Annotated in this window: 16 protein-coding genes; 5 read left to right on the forward strand and 11 right to left on the reverse strand. The window is 64.6% G+C overall.

Going from position 1 to position 17,527, the window contains the following annotated elements; genetic code table 11:
- Positions 1–159: 159 nt before the first annotated feature.
- Both KTQ42_RS08345 and KTQ42_RS08350 read left to right on the forward strand, forming a co-directional pair.
- On the forward strand, positions 160–1,323 hold the full coding sequence (locus tag KTQ42_RS08345) for a GNAT family N-acetyltransferase (protein WP_217345089.1): 1,164 nt from the start codon (positions 160–162) through the stop codon (positions 1,321–1,323).
- A 368-nt stretch (positions 1,324–1,691) separates the two neighbouring features.
- Positions 1,692–2,657 carry an IS110 family transposase gene (locus KTQ42_RS08350; RefSeq protein WP_217345090.1) on the forward strand — a complete coding sequence of 322 codons (966 nt, stop codon included), beginning with the start codon at positions 1,692–1,694 and terminating at the stop codon, positions 2,655–2,657.
- Between the two features lie 226 nt (positions 2,658–2,883).
- Here the strand turns inward: KTQ42_RS08350 and ppa are convergent, their stop codons facing one another.
- From ppa to hemC, 5 genes are all read right to left on the reverse strand, one after another.
- A complete protein-coding gene (gene ppa, locus KTQ42_RS08355) occupies positions 2,884–3,432 on the reverse strand; it encodes an inorganic diphosphatase (protein ID WP_217345091.1) in 549 nt (182 codons plus the stop codon).
- 90 nt (positions 3,433–3,522) lie between these two features.
- On the reverse strand, positions 3,523–4,719 hold the full coding sequence (locus tag KTQ42_RS08360; RefSeq protein ID WP_217345092.1) for a heme biosynthesis HemY N-terminal domain-containing protein: 1,197 nt from the start codon (positions 4,717–4,719) through the stop codon (positions 3,523–3,525).
- Positions 4,720–4,724: 5 nt separating this feature from the next.
- Entirely contained in the window at positions 4,725–5,762 is a 1,038-nt protein-coding gene (locus KTQ42_RS08365) for a uroporphyrinogen-III C-methyltransferase (protein ID WP_249222688.1), read from the reverse strand.
- A gap of 65 nt (positions 5,763–5,827) precedes the next feature.
- Positions 5,828–6,598, reverse strand: coding sequence for a uroporphyrinogen-III synthase (locus KTQ42_RS08370; RefSeq protein ID WP_217345094.1), 771 nt, complete (start codon positions 6,596–6,598; stop codon positions 5,828–5,830).
- On the reverse strand, positions 6,591–7,586 hold the full coding sequence (hemC, locus tag KTQ42_RS08375; RefSeq protein ID WP_217345095.1) for a hydroxymethylbilane synthase: 996 nt from the start codon (positions 7,584–7,586) through the stop codon (positions 6,591–6,593). The genes KTQ42_RS08370 and hemC overlap by 8 nt, the downstream gene beginning before the upstream one ends.
- 54 nt (positions 7,587–7,640) lie before the next feature.
- On the opposite strand from hemC, the gene ppc reads away from it, so the two are divergent.
- The 3 genes from ppc to KTQ42_RS08390 all read left to right on the forward strand — a co-directional run bounded on the left by ppc (position 7,641) and on the right by KTQ42_RS08390 (position 11,933).
- Entirely contained in the window at positions 7,641–10,502 is a 2,862-nt protein-coding gene (gene ppc, locus KTQ42_RS08380) for a phosphoenolpyruvate carboxylase (protein WP_217345096.1), read from the forward strand.
- Between the two features lie 45 nt (positions 10,503–10,547).
- Positions 10,548–10,838: a DUF427 domain-containing protein gene (locus KTQ42_RS08385; RefSeq protein ID WP_217345097.1), complete on the forward strand. Its 291-nt coding sequence runs from the start codon at positions 10,548–10,550 to the stop codon at positions 10,836–10,838.
- Between the two features lie 591 nt (positions 10,839–11,429).
- A complete protein-coding gene (locus KTQ42_RS08390) occupies positions 11,430–11,933 on the forward strand; it encodes an ankyrin repeat domain-containing protein (RefSeq protein ID WP_217345098.1) in 504 nt (167 codons plus the stop codon).
- Here KTQ42_RS08390 and KTQ42_RS08395 read toward each other — a convergent pair.
- The 6 genes from KTQ42_RS08395 to KTQ42_RS08420 all read right to left on the reverse strand — a co-directional run bounded on the left by KTQ42_RS08395 (position 11,930) and on the right by KTQ42_RS08420 (position 17,471).
- Positions 11,930–12,547: a PqiC family protein gene (locus KTQ42_RS08395; RefSeq protein WP_217345099.1), complete on the reverse strand. Its 618-nt coding sequence runs from the start codon at positions 12,545–12,547 to the stop codon at positions 11,930–11,932. The two genes, KTQ42_RS08390 and KTQ42_RS08395, sit on opposite strands and share 4 nt — an antisense overlap.
- A 1-nt stretch (position 12,548) precedes the next feature.
- Positions 12,549–14,186, reverse strand: a complete 1,638-nt coding sequence (locus KTQ42_RS08400; RefSeq protein ID WP_349292132.1) for an MlaD family protein — start codon at positions 14,184–14,186, stop codon at positions 12,549–12,551.
- Positions 14,179–14,796, reverse strand: a complete 618-nt coding sequence (locus KTQ42_RS08405) for a paraquat-inducible protein A (protein ID WP_217345101.1) — start codon at positions 14,794–14,796, stop codon at positions 14,179–14,181. The genes KTQ42_RS08400 and KTQ42_RS08405 overlap by 8 nt, the downstream gene beginning before the upstream one ends.
- A 37-nt stretch (positions 14,797–14,833) precedes the next feature.
- A complete protein-coding gene (locus KTQ42_RS08410; RefSeq protein ID WP_217345102.1) occupies positions 14,834–15,526 on the reverse strand; it encodes a paraquat-inducible protein A in 693 nt (230 codons plus the stop codon).
- Positions 15,527–15,669: 143 nt separating this feature from the next.
- A complete protein-coding gene (locus KTQ42_RS08415; RefSeq protein ID WP_217345103.1) occupies positions 15,670–16,437 on the reverse strand; it encodes a LytTR family DNA-binding domain-containing protein in 768 nt (255 codons plus the stop codon).
- Positions 16,437–17,471 carry a histidine kinase gene (locus tag KTQ42_RS08420; protein ID WP_217345104.1) on the reverse strand — a complete coding sequence of 345 codons (1,035 nt, stop codon included), beginning with the start codon at positions 17,469–17,471 and terminating at the stop codon, positions 16,437–16,439. Before KTQ42_RS08420 ends, KTQ42_RS08415 begins: the two co-directional genes overlap by 1 nt.
- Positions 17,472–17,527: the final 56 nt, after the last annotated feature.

Here is a 17,527-nt window from a genome sequence, read left to right on the forward strand (position 1 = left end):
CGCGCAAACGCAGCGGCGGTTTTTGCGTAGAATGGGCTGCTCGCACCGGGCCTGTGCCTTGCCCTCTGGCGGCTTCCCGGCAACGCACGCTTTCTGGCGAAGCCGGGATACGAACGCACTGGTCGGCGCCCTGGCGGTTCTTCCAACAACGATGCTTGAATGAGGCTGACCCTGAATTATCGCACGCGCATTATTGCTTCCATGGCCGAGGTCGGCCAGGTGCAATGGACTTCCCTGCTGTCGCTTCAGGCAGACGCCAACCCGTTCCTGTCCTATGACTTTCTCGATGCGCTGCATGCATCAGGCAGCGCATCGAGAAAGTCCGGCTGGCAGCCCCAATTCCTTACGCTGTGGCAGGACGACACGCTCGCGGCGGCCATGCCGCTCTATGTGAAAAGCCATTCCTACGGCGAATATGTATTCGACTGGGCCTGGGCAGACGCCTACCGGCGCAATGGCCTGGAGTACTACCCCAAGCTGCTGTCGGCGATTCCATTCACGCCGGTCACCGGCGGCCGGCTGCTGGCGCGGGACGGGACGGCGAGGTCGGCGCTGGTCAAGGCGTTGCTGGGCCTGCAGCAGCAGGCTGACGTGTCGTCCACCCATGTGCTGTATCCGCCGCCGCAGCAGGCCGAAGCGCTGGAGCGGGCTGGTTTTCTGCTGCGCAATGGCGTGCAGTTTCACTGGCTGAATGATGGCTACCGGGATTTCGAACAGTTCCTGTCCACGCTGGAACAGAAAAAACGCAAGAATATCCGCGCCGAGCGGCGCAAGGTGCGGGACGCCGGCATTACCTTCCGGCGCCTGGAAGGCGCCCGGATTGGCGAAGCCGACTGGCGCTTCTTCAAGCGCTGCTACGACCATACCTATGCGGCGCATTATTCGTCGCCCTACCTGAATCTCGACTTCTTCCTGCGCATTGGCGCATCGATGCCGGACAACCTTCTGCTGGTAATTGCCGAGCGCGACGGCAAGCCGATTGCCTCATCGCTGGTGGTGCATGACAGCCAGACCCTGTACGGCCGCTACTGGGGCGCGCTGGAGCAGCATGCCTGCCTGCATTTCGAAACCGCTTATTACCAGCCGCTGGAATTCTGCATCGAGCGCGGCCTGGCCGCTTTCGAAGGCGGCGCCCAGGGAGAGCACAAGATGGCGCGCGGCTTCCTGCCGCAGAAGACCTGGTCGGCGCACTGGCTGGCGCATCCGGCGTTCAGCGACGCGGTGGAGCGTTTCCTGGAGCAGGAAAGCGGCGGGATTGCGGCTTATATGGATGAGCTCGACGAGCGTAATCCGTTCAGGAAGGCGCGGGGGGCGCACGGCTAGCGAGCGGCAGGCGTCGGGCGCTTTTGCAATCGATCAGGGGATTCAGGCTTGCATCGCAAGATTGGAAATCCTTGTTTAACGACCATCGGTGCAATGCCCTTCGGGGTATTACACCCTTGTATTATTCCGTCAGTTCGGTTGTGTAGTAATTCCGCTGGTCTTGCATGGCAAGACCCGGGATCGTTGTAGCAGTTCTTCAGGGGCACCTGAAGAACGGGCGGCTGGATGCCGATTGCACCCTTAGGACGCGATCCAGTGTCGTAGATTCTTGCAGCAGCCGCCCACCCTCGCAAAAAAGATCGGACAGTATCTTTGGCCCGGCTTGCCGGCAGCCCGCATTGACAAGGTAGATCATGAGAGGACGTTGCATGCACTCGTATCATTTGGGAATCGATGTCGCCAAGGCCAAGCTCGATTGCGCTTTGCGCCTGCCGGATGGCAAACATCGCAACAAGGTCGTCACCAACAACGCCAGCGGGTTCGCCACCCTGCTCGAGTGGCTGCAAAAGCATGGCGGCGCAGCCGCCCATGTCTGCATGGAAGCCACCGGCGTGTATTGGGAAGAAGTTGCCCTCTATCTGGCGCAGCAGGGCTTGCCGGTAAGCGTGGTCAATCCCGCGCAGATCAAGGCCTTTGGCGCCTCGCACCTGGTGCGTACCAAGACCGATCGGGTCGACGCCCAGTTGATTGCCAGCTTCTGCTTCGAGCGCCGCCCGGCGTTATGGCAGGCGCCTTCAGCGACTGAGCAGGCGTTGCGGGCCATGGTATTGCGCCTGGATGCGCTGCAGAACATGCGCACCCAGGAAAGCAACCGGCTGGACGTGGCGCGCGAAGCGGTCAGGGCCGGCATTGCCAGCCACATCGCCTGGCTGGACAAGGAAATCGACAAGCTGGCCCGGCAGATTCGCCAGCACATGGACAACGACCCGGACCTCAAGGACAAGCAGGAACTGCTCGACAGCATTCCGGGGCTGGGCGAGCGCACGATTGCGTGCCTGCTGGCGTTTTATGGCGATCTGCAGCGTTTTGACCATGCCCGGCAGGCCGTGGCATTCGCCGGGCTGGACCCGCGTCAGCATGAGTCCGGCAGCAGCGTCAGGGGCAAGCCACGGCGATCGAAGGTGGGTCACAGCTTCCTGCGCAAGGCGCTTTACATGCCTGCCATGGTGACCCTGTACAGGACCAAGTGGGGCAAGGTGTTCCGCCAGCGCCTGGCCGCAGCAGGAAAGCCGCCCAAGCTCATCATCGGCGCCATGATGCGCAAGCTCATCCATGTCGCCTTCGGCGTGCTTAAGTCACGGCAAGCCTTTGATTCAACATTGCATGGGGCTTGACGGGCATAACAGTATCTACGAAATCCAGCCCCGGACACTCGGAAAATCGGCTACCTCGTAGGGTGCAATACCCGAAGGGCATTGCACTATCGCCGCAAACCGGAATGGTAATGGCGGCGATGTTCCTTGATCGACGCAAGTTCGACCACAACGCCATCCAATAAAGAACGGGCGCGCCGTCCTCTCCGGATCGGCGCGCCCGCTCATCAGGCGATCAGGACCGGAATCAGGCCTGGCCCTGGGCTTCCAGTTTCTTGTACGCCTCGATGCCGCCCAGGATTTCCTGCTTGGCTTCCTCGGGACCGACCCAGCCTTCGACCTTGACCCACTTGCCTTTTTCCAGGTCCTTGTAGTGTTCGAAGAAATGCTGGATCTGCTGCAGGCGCAGCTCGTTCAGGTCTTCCGGCTTCTGCCAGTGGCTGTAGATCGACAGCACCTTGTCCACCGGCACGGCCAGCACCTTGGCGTCGCCGCCGGCCTCGTCGCTCATCTTCAGCATGCCCAGCGGACGGCAGCGCACCACGACGCCCGGAATCAGCGGGAACGGCGTGATCACCAGCACGTCGACCGGGTCGCCGTCGTCGGAAATCGTCTTCGGCACATAGCCGTAGTTGCACGGATAGTGCATGGCGGTGCCCATGAAGCGGTCCACGAAAATCGCGCCGGAATCCTTGTCCACTTCATACTTGATCGGATCGGCATTCATCGGAATTTCAATAATGACATTGAAATCATTGGGCACGTCGCGGCCCGAATTGACGTCGTTAAGACTCATGGTGTGCTTTCCAGAAGTGGTAAGAATTTTAAGTCGGCAGATTATAACGGCTTTGCCGTTGAGCGCACGAGATGCGGATCAAGCCGGCCATCAGATCAGGCTGGTCAGCGCGCACTGCCGATAATGGGCAGCCGCCTGCTCCGGATGGTTCAGCGCTTCATGCAATTGCGCCAGTTTCAGGTGGATTTCGCGCACGGTGCCAGACTCGATCGCATCCGATAGCGCCTGCTCCAGATAGCGCTGCGCCTTTCCCCACAATTTCTGCTTCAGGCAAAGCGTGCCCAATGTCAGGCCAAGTTCTGCATCGCCAGGATGGCTGCCTGCCCATTGCTCGCAACGCTCGATCTGCGCCAGCAGCGCCGGTGATCCCTGCGGCGCTGCGGCGCGCCGATAGGCGCAGACCAGCCTGTCGTCCCACGCCTCGGCCAGCGCCTTCTCGACCACGCCGGCCGCTTCCTCGTGCAGGCCGTGGGTGTTGAAGGCATCGGCGGCGCGCACCGCAATCGCCGGCTTGACACGGTCAGATGCCGGCACATCCGCCCAGACCCGGCGCACCGACTCGGCATCGTGGCTGCGGGCGGACAGCAGGTCGTCGTAGGCGAGTTCACGCAGGCGCTGGGAGAGCGCCGGATGCAGTGCATTGTTCTTGTCCAGCGAGCGGGTCAGCCGCAGCACTTCCGGCCAGTTCTTCGCGCGCTGGTTGGCTTTCAGCGCCAGCCGCAGCGCATGGATATGGCGGGTGCCGGTGGCGTTGAGTTCGCGCACATGGTCCAGCGCGGCTTCCGGCTTTTCCTCATCAACCAGCAGCTCGATGGCCGTCATCAGCCGGGCAGCCTTCAATGTAGGTTCAGCTTCGGCCTTGGCCAGCCAGGCGTCGCGCCGCGCCGTCTGGCGCATACGGTGCGCCGCGCGCGCGCCGATCAGCGCCGCCAGGCCGCGGTTTTCTTCCAGGTCCTCTGCCCGCGCCGCCGCCTTTTCCGAATGGCCGAAACGCCCCTCGAACAGGGCTTTCAGCGCTTCGCGGAAGGCGCGATTGCCTTCCCGCTCACGCCGGCCCTGGCGATATTGCGCTACCCGCGCCGGCATTTTCTGTGCCGTGCGGATGGCATTGAGCACGCCATAGCTCAGCAGGAACAGCAGCACCAGCAGCAAGAGGAAGAAGTTCAGCGACAGATCGACCCGGTACGGCGGATAGAACAGCACCACGTTGCCGGCATTGAAGCGGGCCATTACCGCGAGTCCGATCGCGGTGGCCAGCAGGGCGACGAGCCAGAGAAAGATGCGCATGGGGTTCAGGGCTTGGACTTGTAGTTGCGCACGGCGCCGAGGCTTTCGTTCAGGGTCGGCATCTCGATCGTCAGGTCGCTTGCCTGCACCTGCTTCAACAGGGTCTGCGCCGACTGGGTCTGGCGCGCGCGGGTGTCGAAATAGCGGTTGATGGTGTCCTGCGCGGCCATCAGGTCGCTGCGGAAAGCGTTCTCATTACGGGACAGCAAGGCCAGGCGGGCGCTGAGCAGGCGCAGCTTCAGGTTTTCGCGCACATAGTAGGCCTGGCTGGGCGAGATCATCAGCGCATCCGGCGTGTCCACCGTGCGCACCCGCAGCAACTGGCGGATCTCGGTCCACATCTCGCTGGAAAAGCTCTGCCACTTGTCATTGATGGCGCCAAGCCAGGCCGGCCCCGGCGCCGGCGCGCCTTCCGCCGTCGCGGCATTGTTCTTTGCCGGCGTGGCCGGCAGCGACGGTTTTTCATCGGCCAGCAGCGGCAGCCGGTCGACCTGGCTGATCAGGCTGTCAAGCCGCAATGCGATGCCGGTCACATCGACCGAAGGCAGCGCCTTGAGCTTTTCCATGTCGCGCGCCAGGGCGCGCCGTATCGTGATGAACTGCGGCTTGTCGGAGCGCGACAGCCGGGCGTCGGCGTTTTGCAGCGCGATCAGCGCGCCCTGCACATTGCCGGCCAGTTGCAGCTGCTGGCTGGCGGTCGACAGCACCTGCTCGATCTCCGCCAGCGCCCAGTCGTCGCTGTTGCGCGACAGCTCCTGGTACAGCTGTTCCAGCGCCAGTTGCTGGCTCTGGCCTTCCACCTGCTTGTTTTCCAGTACCGAGACCTTTGCCTGCAATTCCTTGACGTCGTCCTGGACCGTTTTGGCAATCGCCCGGCTCTCGGTGGCCATGGTGTCGCCGGTCTGGAGCCGCTGCGCCATCTCGCGGCGCAGCTGGCGCAGCTCGGAGCGACTGCTCCACCATTGCAATGCCAGCAGCAGGGCCAGCACAGCCAGCAGCACATAACCGATACGTCCGTTGCGATTGCGTAGATAAGGCGCCATGGGGTCCGCTGTTCCCGCTGCGAAGTGCGGCGGCTGGGGAAGGTCAGGGTTGTAAGGCGGTTCGTTCATCCGCGGAATTGTAACGCGGCAAGCAGCGCTTCGTCGCCTGATCCGGTCAGCGTCACAGAGGAGAAACCCAGTTCCCGCGCGGTTTCTTCGATACGCTCGTGCGGAACCAGCAATCGCTTTTGTTGCAATTTTACAACGCCATCCTTGCCGCCAGCCTGCTCCGTCATACCGATCAGGCCACGCAGGGCTTCCGAACTGGTGATGATCCAGATGCTGTCGCTGTCGAGCAGCCGCAGCAACTCTCGCCGGCGCTCCTCGTTCAGCGCCGGAATGCTGCGCCGGTAAGCGGCTAGCTGCTGCACATCCATCCCCGCGCTCCGCAATGCATCGCCCAGCAGTTCGCGTCCGGTTTCGCCGCGCAGGATCAGCGCCCGGCCGCTGCGCAGACTGTCGAGATCCAGGTTTTCAAGCAGGGTCTGGGAATCAGTGCGCCGGGTGTTGGCCGGGCTGACGATGGTGGCATTGGCGTCCGTGATGCCATGCCGGGCGAGCGCGGCACGGCTGCCCTCGCCCACCACTGCCAGCGTTACTTCGCGCGGCCATTCCTTGCGGATGGCGCAGGCGGCGTCGATGGCGTTCGGACTGACGAAGGCCACCAGCGCATAGGAAGAGACATCGGCCAGGGTTGCCCGCAGGGCCGACTGGTCAGGCAAGGGGTCGATCGCCAGCAGCGGAAAGACGACTGCCTCATGGCCCGCTGCGGCGACCCGCTGCGCCAGCGCCGTGCCCTGCGCCGCAGGCCGGGTGATGACGACAGGATCAGGCATCCGCCTTGCACGCCGCGAGGATGGCGGCCGCACCCTGGGTGTCGAGCGCCGCCGCGACCTTTTCTCCCAATGCCTCCGGCGCGTTGGCCGGGCCGCTGGCTTCGGCCCTGGCGATGCGTTGCCCGTCCGGCGTGCCGACCATGGCGCGCATGTGCAGCTGGTCGCCGCTGACGGTGGCGTAAGCCGCGAGCGGCACCTGGCAGCTGCCGCCGAATGCCCGCGACAAGGTGCGCTCGGCGCGCACCGCGGCCGCCGTATCGGCATGGTTGAGCGGCGCCAGCAGGGCGCGCAAGTCTTCGCGGCCGGCGGGAATTTCGATCGCCATGGCGCCCTGCCCTGGCGCCGGCAGGCTTTGCTCGGGCTCCAGCAGGCTGCGGATGCGCTGCGGCAGGCCCAGACGCTTCAGGCCGGCTGCGGCCAGGATGATGGCGGCATAGTCGCCGCGGTCCAGCTTGGCAAGACGGGTGTCGAGATTGCCGCGCAGCGGCTGGATCAGCAGGTGCGGAAAGCGGGCTGCGATCAGCGCCTGGCGGCGCAGGCTGCTGGTGCCGACCACGGCGCCGGCCGGCAGTGCGGCCAGGCTGTCGTAGTCGTTCGAGACGAAGGCGTCGCGCGCATCCTCGCGCTCCAGCACCGCGGCCAGTTCGAATTCCGGCGGCAGTTCCATCGGCACGTCCTTCAGCGAATGGACCGCCAGATGAGCATGGCCTTCCAGCATCGCGATCTCCAGTTCCTTCACGAACAGGCCCTTGCCGCCGACCTTGGACAGGGTGCGGTCCAGGATCTGGTCGCCGCGGGTGGTCATTCCGAGAATTTCAACCGAACTGTGCGGATATAATTCGCGCAACTGTGCGCGTACCGTTTCGGCCTGCCACATCGCCAGCCGGCTTTCGCGTGAGGCAATGACAAGTTTTCCGGTAAAAGGATTCAAGGCAGCAGGATTCAAGACAGACTCGTTTTCAGGGCGGAAGGCGGCCGATTTTAGCATGCCGACTTGCGCCCGCTGACCCCATCCCCCCTCTATGGAGCGCGTAATCCCATCATGGCAAAGCAGGTAAAGACATCCACCCGGCCCGCATCTTCCACCATCGCCAAGGACGAACCGCTGAAGGAGGACATCCGCCTCCTCGGCCGCCTGCTGGGCGAAGTGCTGCGGGCACAGGAAGGCGACGCCGTCTACGACGTGGTGGAAACCGTGCGCCAGACCGCGGTGCGCTTCCGGCGCGAGGCCGATTCGGCGGCCGGGGCCGAACTGAACCGCATGCTCAAGAAGCTCACCCGCGAGCAGACCATCTCGGTGGTGCGCGCCTTTTCCTACTTTTCCCATCTGGCCAATATCGCCGAAGACCAGCATCACAACCGGCGCCGCCGCGCCCATCTGCTGGCCGGTTCGGCCGCCCAGCCGGGCAGCATTCCGTATGCGCTATCGAAGCTGGACGACGCCGGCGTGTCCGGCGCGGCGATCCGGGAATTCTTCGATGGCGCCCTGGTGTCGCCGGTGCTGACGGCGCACCCGACCGAAGTGCAGCGCAAGAGCATCCTGGACGCCGAACATGAGATCGCCCGCCTGCTGGCCGAACGCGACCTGCCGCTGACGCCGCGCGAGCGCACCCGCAACGGCGAACTGCTGCATGCCCAGGTCGCCACGCTGTGGCAGACCCGGATGCTGCGCTACACCAGGCTGACCGTGGCTGACGAGATCGAGAACGCGCTCTCCTATTACCGCATCACCTTCCTGCGCGAACTGCCGGCGCTGTACGAGGACATGGAAGTCGAGTTCGCCGCCCAGTTCCCGCAATTGCGCAACAAGAGCGCCAGCCCCAAGCTGCCGCCCTTCGTGCAGATGGGCAGCTGGATTGGCGGCGACCGCGACGGCAATCCGAACGTGAACGCCGCCACGATGCAGCATGCGCTGGTGCGCCAGTCCACCACCATCCTCGACTTCTATCTGCAGGAAGTGCATGCGCTGGGCGCGGAACTGTCGATTTCCACCCTGCTGGTGGGCGTCAGCCCGGCGCTGCAGGCGCTGGCCGATGCCTCGCCCGACCTGTCGGACCATCGCAACGACGAGCCCTACCGGCGCGCGCTGATCTACATCTACGCCAGGCTGGCCGCCAGCGCGCGCGCGCTGGGCGCGACCAACATCCTGCGCAAGGAAGTCGGCCATGCCGAGCCGTATGGCAGCGCGATCGAATTCACGCTGGACCTGCAGGTCATCGTCGACTCGCTGACCAGCCATTTCGGCGCCGCCATGGTGCGGCCGCGGCTGGCCTCGCTGCTGCGGGCCTCCGAGATCTTCGGCTTTCACCTCGCCACGCTGGACATGCGCCAGAGTTCGGACGTGCATGAGCGGGTGCTGTCGGAGCTGTTCGCCTGCGCCCGGGTCGAGTCCGACTATGCCGCGCTGGACGAACAAGCCAAGGTCAGGCTGCTGCTGGCCGAACTGGCGCGGCCGGGCCTGCTGTACTCGCCCTACATCAGCTACAGCGACGAGACCAAGTCGGAACTGGCGGTGCTGGGCACGGCGCGCGAGATCCGGGCACGCTATGGCGTCAAGGCGATCCGCAACTACATCATTTCCCACACCGAGGAAGTGTCGGACCTGCTGGAAGTCTTCCTGCTGCAGAAGGAAACCGGCCTGTTGCGCAGCCGCTGGCACGAGGCCGGCGCGGACGGGCCGGAAAGCGACCTGGAACTGATGGTGATCCCGCTGTTCGAGACCATTCCCGACCTGCGCCGCGCGGCCGAGATCATGGAAAACCTGATGGCCATTCCGGTGGTGCGGCGGCTCATCGCCAAGCAGGGCGAACTGCAGGAAGTGATGCTGGGCTATTCCGACTCCAACAAGGACGGCGGCTTCCTGACATCGAACTGGGAGCTGTACAAGGCCGAGACCCGGCTGGTGGATGTGTTCAAGCGCGCCGGTGTCACGCTGCGCCTGTTCCATGGCCGTGGCGGCACCGTCGGCCGTGGCGGCGGCCCCAGCTACGATGCGATCCTGGCTCAGCCCAGCGGCACCGTGAACGGCCAGATCAGGCTGACCGAACAGGGCGAGATCATTGCCTCGAAATTCTCCAACCCCGAAATCGGCCGGCGCAACCTGGAGCTGCTGGTGTCGGCCACGCTGGAAGCGAGCCTGATGCCGGCCTCCGACAACAGCCGCGAAGCCGGCCGCCTGGCCGAGTTCGAGCGGGTGATGGATGAACTGTCCGAGCTGGCCTATCACGCCTATCGCGACCTGGTATATGGCACGCCGGGCTTCACCGACTACTTCTTCGCGGCCACGCCGATTGCCGAGATCGCCGAACTCAACATCGGCTCGCGCCCGGCCTCGCGCAAGGCCAGCCGCCGCATCGAAGACCTGCGCGCGATACCGTGGGGCTTTTCCTGGGGCCAGTGCCGGCTGCTGCTGCCGGGCTGGTATGGCTTCGGCAGCGCGATCTCGGCCTGGCTGGAAACGGGGAGCAAGCGCGAGCGCAGCGGTCGCCTGGCGCTGCTCAAGTCGATGTTCCGCGACTGGCCCTTCTTCGCCACCCTGCTGTCGAACATGGACATGGTGCTGTCCAAGACCGACATGGCGGTCGCCTCGCGCTATGCCGAGCTGGTGCCGGACAAGCGCCTGCGCAACGCGATCTTCAAGCGCATCAGCGCCGAGCATGAGCAGACCGTAGCCTGCCTGGCGCAGATCACGGGAACGAAGGAAAGGCTGGCGGCCAACCCGCTGCTGGCGCGCTCGATCAAGAACCGCTTCGCCTATCTCGATCCGCTGAACCATCTGCAGGTCGAACTGATCAAGCGCAACCGCGCCAATGCCGCGGAGGACAAGGCGCGGGATGGCCGGGTCAGCCGCGGCATTCATCTGTCGATCAACGGCATCGCGGCCGGCTTGCGCAACACAGGCTGAAACACCGTAACACTTCGCTTCATTCACCCCACTGGGAGACGCATCATGACCAAAGCAGTCTGGAATCAGGCCGTCATTGCCGAGGCAGCGCAGGAAGACATCGTGGTCGTCGAAGGGAACCGCTACTTTCCCGCGGCAGCAGTCAACGGCGCGATGCTGCGTCCGAGCGCGACGCATACCACCTGCCCGTGGAAAGGCGTGGCCAGCTATTACGACGTGGTGGTCGGAGGCCAGGTCAACAAGGATGCGGCCTGGTACTACCCCGAACCCAAGGATGCGGCGAAGGACATCGCCGGCCGCGTGGCGTTCTGGCGCGGGGTGACCGTGGCGGACTAGCGCCGGCCCTCCGGGCACGGATACCGCTTCGTGCGTTAAGCTCCGGCCGGAATCAGGAAAATCAGGCGGCGTCTTCAAAGTAGACGGCCATTCTGCATGGTCATGCAGACGCCGCAAGCCTGTTTCCTCCACCGGGACCGACCATGAATGAAACCACCCTGGGCTGCCAGCCCATTGCCGGACACGTCCGCTTCCGCAACACTCCGACGAAGATACGGCAGGCACGGTGGCCCGCTCCGGCCAACTAGTCCTGCACGCGCTTGCCTGTCGGCGTGACAAAAACACCCTGCTCGACAACGCCGAGATACCAGCCACGCAACCCTGGCTGCTTCCCGACCTGGTTCCGAAAACGTCGTCGGCGCGCCTCGCTTGGCGCCACGAGAAGCTGAACCGGAACCTGGAAGCCCGTCGGGCACTGGCGGGCGGAATTCTACTCCGAGGCCATCATCGCAGCGAACGAAGCCCGCGATCCCTCGCAACGAGGGCAGGACAACATGGGCGCAGCGTCTTGCTTCGCGCCCCGGGATGCTGCTGAACCGGAGCCCGAAAGCCCGCCACGCTGGCTGGCCAGGCTATCCTCCGGTTTGCGAGATGAAGAAAAGGCGAGGCGCTGCTGGCGGCCTGGATGAGGGGCTGATCCAGACCATGCGTGCAAGCAGGCTGGTGGATGTGAATGCAAAAGACGAGGACGGCGGCACAGGGCTGCATCTTGCCGTGCGGGAAGGTAAGCCCGACATCGTCAGGCTGCTCCTGGGCAGCGCCCGGATCGACATCAACGCCCGAAATGCCCATGGCCGTACGCCAGTACATCTGGCGGTCATCGATTACGCTTATGAAAGCGTATTCGACCTTATCGGCTGCAACCGCATGGATATCAATGCCGAGGACAAGGAAGGCTGGACGGCATTGCGCTGGGCAGCCAGGCATGGTCGGGAAATCTTGGTGAAGGAAGTGCTGACAGCGCTAGCCATTGCAGTCAATGCCGCTGACGCCCAGGGTTGGGCAGCGCTGCGCCATGGTGCGGAAGGCCGGCATAGCAAGGTAGGACGGATGCTGCTATCTGACCCCTGTATTCGGATCCGCGCAGGCCGCTAACGCGCAGCCACCGGCGCAGTCCGCAATGCCTGCGCCACCTCGGCACTCATTGCCGACAGCGCCCTGACATACGCGGCAGCAATGGCGTCATGGCCGCCTGGCCCGGTCGGCTCGCTGGCGGCGAAGCGGCCGCTGCCGACTTCCTTGCCACCCTCCTGCCGTATGGTCCACAACGCCTGCACGGCCACGCTTTCATTGAGCGTCGCATCGAAACGCTCGATATCCACCGCCACCCGGTAAGCCGCATTGCGACCGGCCTGACCGTCATGCACGCTGACCTGGGCCTCGGCCAGTTGCGCGCCAACGCCGGCGGCAAGCGCCCGCGCAATCTCGCTCCTGAGCGAACCTGCCCAGCGGTGCTGGTCAAGGATCTCAACCCGGTTCGGGCCTTCCCTGACCACCATCTGCGTGCGGTCCAGCGCTTCCGGCACCCGCACCGGCCCGATCGCCACGCCGTAGCGCGCCGGCGCGGACGCCATGGCCGTGGCTGCCGCCGGCGCCATTGCATTGGCCGGCGCCAGCGTATAGAACCTGTCCTTGGGCGCACTGCCGCAAGCTGCCAGCAGGAGGCTCATCGCAAGGCAGCCAATAGTGGCGCGGGCTTTTCTTGTCATGTCAATCGCCTTTCTTGCCGCGTATCAGCGACTCCGGATGCCGGCTCAGGTAGTCGGCCAGGTCCTGCAGGGTGCGCGCGGCGCGGCTGACTTCGGTCAGCGTGTCGCGCAGGTCGGACTGCACCGGCGCATCCGATGCCAGGGTGCGTTCGGCATTGCCCAGCGCCTTGCGCGCCGATTCCAGCGTGCCGCGCAGTTCCGGCACCACGCTGCTGTCGACCTGCTTCAGGGTGCTGTTGGCGCTCTTCAACGTCGTGTCCAGGGTCTTCAGCGCACGGCTCAGGTCATTGCCTATCGTGTCGAAAGGCACCTTCTCCAGCTTGCCGGCGATATTGCCCAGGGTTTGCTGTATGTCTTCCAGCGCGCCCGGAGCGGTCGGCAATTCCACCGGCTTCTTGTTCCAGTCGATCCTGGCCTTCGGCGCCTTGGGGAAGAAGTCCAGCGCCACGTACAGCTGGCCGGTCAGCAGGTTCGCGCTCTTCAACTGGGCGCGGAAGCCGCGCGCCACCATGCGGTCCAGCAGCTGCTGCGGATTGCGCTCCATCGCCGACATTTCCGGCGCGCCTGGACGATAGCGGGCGCGCATGCGCTCCGGATAGATATCGATCTCCACCGGGAAGCGCACCACCTTGTCTTCCCGGTCGTACTCGATGCTGACCGACTTCACCTCGCCCAGCGGTATGCCGCGGAAATCCACCTGCGCGCCAGGCGACAGGCCGCGCAGCGACTCGTCGAAGTACAGCACATAGCTGTGGACTTCACGGCTGATGAGCTTCAGTGCCGACGCCTTGTTGTCATAGAGCGGGAACATGGTGTCTGCCAGGGCCGCATCGCCGGCTGCCGCTTCGTCCGGCGCCTGGAAGGAAATGCCGCCGACGATGATGGAAGTGAGCGACTCGGTGTTGAGCTTGACGCCCGAGGATTCGATCGACACATCGATGCCGCTGGCATGCCAGAAGCGGGCATTGGTGGTGACCAGGCGGTCGTGCGGCGCATTGACGAAGACTTCCAGCGTGATGCCCTTGCCGTTCTCATCGAGCTTGTAGGCGGTGATGCTGCCCACTTCCACCCGCCGGTAGTACACCGGCGCGCCGACATACAGCGAGCCGATGTCGTCGGCATGCAGCTTGAAGCGCCGGCCCGGCAGGTCCGACGGAATTGGCGGCGGCGTCTCCAGGCCCTTGAAGTCCCACTTCCCCTCTTCCGACTTGCCGGCATCCAGGCCGATATAGGCGCCGGACAGCAGCGTGCCCAGGCCGCTGATGCTGTTTAAGGTCACGCGCGGACGCACCACCCAGAACTTGGTGTCGGCCACCAGCAGGTCCTCGGCCTGCTTGGCCATTTTCGCGGTGACGATCACATGGCTGCGGTCCTTGGCGATGGCGATCGCCGACACGGTGCCGATGTCGACCTCCTTGTAGCGCAGCTTGGTCTTGCCGGCCTCCAGGCCGTCGGCATTGGCGAATTCAATGGTCACGGTCGGGCCGCGCTGCATCAGGTAATGAATGGCGACCCAGCCGCCCACCAGCGCCGCCACCAGCGGAATCAGCCAGACGATGTTGACTGCCCAGCGCCGCTTGGGCACCGGCAGCGCGTGGGGGATCGGGGATGCGCCTGGCGGCAGATTGTCTTCACTCACGGGCGTCTCCAGCGGCATCCCAGATCAGGCGCGGGTCGAAGGTGTGGGCCGCGACCATGGTCACCACCACCACCGCGCCGAAGGCCAGCGCGCCGGGGCCGACCTGGATCGACGCCAGCGTGCCGACCTGCACCAGCGTCACCGTCAGCGCCACCACGTAGATATCCAGCATCGACCAGCGGCCGACGAACTCCACCAGCCGGAACAGCTGGGTGCGCTGCAGCGCGCGGCGCCGGCTCTTCAGTTGCACCGACACCAGCAGCCAGGTCATCGCCAGCAGCTTGGTCAGCGGGACCACGATGCTGGCGATGAACACCAGGCCGGCGATCATCCAGGAGCCGCTTTCCCAGAACATCAGGATGCCGCTCATGATGGTGTCGCTCTCGGCGGTGAGCAGCGCCCGGCTTTCGAGGATGGGCAGCAGGTTGGCCGGGATGTACAGGATATAAGCCAGGATCACCAGCGCCCAGGTGCGGGAAATGCTGTCGGGCTTGCGCGCATGGAGCCGCGCATGGCAGCGCGGACAATGGCCGCGCGCATGCACAGGCAGGCGCGCCAGCATGCCGCAGCTGTGGCAGGAGACCAGGCCCTGCTGGAGGGCGGAAGGCATCAGGCGCTCCCATCGCGGACCGGCTTGGCCGATGTTTTCATTGCAGGCTTTCCTTCATTTCAAGCGCCGTGTCGCGCTCTTCCACCCAGGCCCAGAAATCGCGCACGCTGAAGGCCGATGCCGCCATGGTGAAGAACACGATCAATGCGCAGAACGACCACAGGGACACGCCGGGAATGATGTTGGCGAAATCGGTCAGCTTGACCAGCGTGACCAGCACGCCCAGCAGCATGATTTCCATCATGCTCCACGGATGGATGGCCAGCACCAGGCGGAACACCGCCGGCGTATCGGGCGCGATCCGGCCCAGCGCCAGCGGCACCAGCAGGTACAGCATGCAGGCGATCTCGATTGCCGGCAGCACGATGGTGGTCAGCAGCACCAGCGTGGCCACCAGTTCGCGCCCCTGGTTGTAGACGGTAATCACGGTATTGATCAGGGTCGCCTCGACATGCGCGCCCTGCACCTCCAGCACCGCGATCGGGAACAGGTTGGATACCGCCAACAGCACCGCGCAGCTCGCCATCAGCGCCAGCATCCGCGCCAGGCTGGCGCGTGTGCCGCGGTAGAGAACGCTGTTGCAGCGGCTGCAATGGGCATCGGCATGCCCCTCCAGCACCACCTCATATTGCAGCAGATCGCACTCCCGGCAGGCGATCAGCCGCGCCCCGCTGGCCAGTCGGGGCGCAGGCAAGGTCGGGGTCGGGTCGTTTCCAGGGTCGGGGTTCACGCGTCAGGCTGAAGGGAGAAAGTGGCTAATGGCAATACAGTCAACAGAGTATCCTGTGCCGCACAACCGAACAATAGGCGGCGCACCTCATGCGCACGAGCATTATTTCAACGCAATCAAAACGATGACGCTCATGGCGGGCCTTAGCGCACCAGCGCTTTGACCACCGGCCATTGCCTGCGGGAAATGGGAAGCCGTTCCGCGACATCCCGCAGGATCACCTGCCATGCTTCCTGCCCGCGCTCGCCCTCGCCGTCGGCACCCACCACGCCGCGCTCGACACCCATGATGGCCTTGCGTGCCACCAGGGTGTTGCGATGGACGCGGACGAACACATCGTCCAGTTCCTCCTCGATGGAAGACAGCGAGTCCTCGATCAGGTAGTCGCGGGTGCGGGTACGCAGCGTCACGTATTTGAGTTCCGCCTTCAGATAGAGCACATCGCTGACCGGCACCAGCAGCAGGCGATCGCGCTCGTGGACGGTGAAATGCGCCCGTCGCGGCGTGGCTTCTGCGGCGCCGCCGCTGCTGCGGCCGCGCAGGGTGGCAACCCTCTTCAGCGCCTGTGCCAGCCGCGCCGCCCGCACCGGCTTGACCAGGTAATCCAGCGCATGCACGTCGAAGGCATTGAGCGCGTAGTCCTCATGGGCGCTGACGAACACCACCGCCGGCATTTCCTCGCCTTCCAGCGCCAGCCGCGCCGCCAGGTCCAGGCCATTCATGCCAGGCATCTGGATATCCAGCAGCACGATGTCCGGGCGGGTATCGACAATGCCCTGCAATGCGCCGGCGGCGTCGCTGGCCTGGCCCACCAGTTCATTCGGACATTCTTCCGCGATATCCGACAACAGAATGGCCAGCCGCGACCGGGCATGTTCCTCATCGTCCACAATGAATATGCGTTGACTCATCAACTCTCCTTGACATAGGGAAAGCGCAGGCGCACTTCGAAAAAGCCGCGCGCAATCGTCGTCACCAGCTGGGCCTCGACGTCGTACAGCAGCGCCAGGCGTTCCCGGATATTGTCCAGCGCCATATGGTTGCCGGGCGAACTGCGGTCAGGATGATGCGGATTGATCACCGCAATGTCCAGTCTGTCGCCCCATCGGCTCAGGTGGATCTGCACCAGCATCGGCTCCCGCGCCGGTTCGACGCCATGATGCACCGCGTTTTCCAGCAGCGGCTGCAGCAGCAGCGACGGAATCTGCGCGCTGTGCAGCACTTCGTCGCTCATATTGGTCAGCTCCCACTCCACCTGCAGCCGCTCGCCCAAGCGAATTTTCTCGATGGAAAGATATTGTTCGCACAGCCGCAATTCCTGCTCGAGCGTGGTCAGGTCACGGGCGTCGCGCAGCAGCGCGCGGAAGAGTTCGGCCAAGTCTTCCAGCGTTGCCTCGGCCTGGCGCGGCGCAGTGCGTATCAGGGACAGCACCGCATTGAGGCTGTTGAACAGAAAATGCGGCCGGATCCGCGCCTGCAGCGCCTGCAGTCGCGCCTCGGCCAGCGCCGGCGAGAAGGCGCGGGTGCGCAGCTCGAAATAATGCTGCAGCACCGTGCCCAGCAGCGCCGCGGTCACCACGCCCTGGACCATCGCCAGCCCGGCCGGGTCGACCACATACAGGTTGAGCGTGGCCAGAAAACGGATGATGATGGCCGTGACCGAGGCCGGCACCACCATGCAGGCCGGGCGCTGCAGCCAGGGGGGAAAATGGGCCAGCGGCTTCCTGGCCGCGCACAGGATCAGCAGCGAGGCCAGGCTGGCGAGTTCGACCAGCACCGAGGCCTCGATGAAGGACAGGATGGCTGCGCCCAGCGTCTGCGCCTGCGCCAGGATGGCCGCCATCACGGCGCCGTTCACCGCCACCAGGGTGCGCAGGATCACGCCGAGGTTGCAGCAGTCGGGCAGGACGGATACGGGCGCGGCGGCCGGAACGGTTGCGGACATGGATAAGATCGAGAACGAGATGGTCCGGGCTCAAGCGGTCCCTGCCAGTCGGAAGG

Source organism: Noviherbaspirillum sp. L7-7A (assembly GCF_019052805.1).
GTDB lineage: Bacteria > Pseudomonadota > Gammaproteobacteria > Burkholderiales > Burkholderiaceae_D > Noviherbaspirillum_A.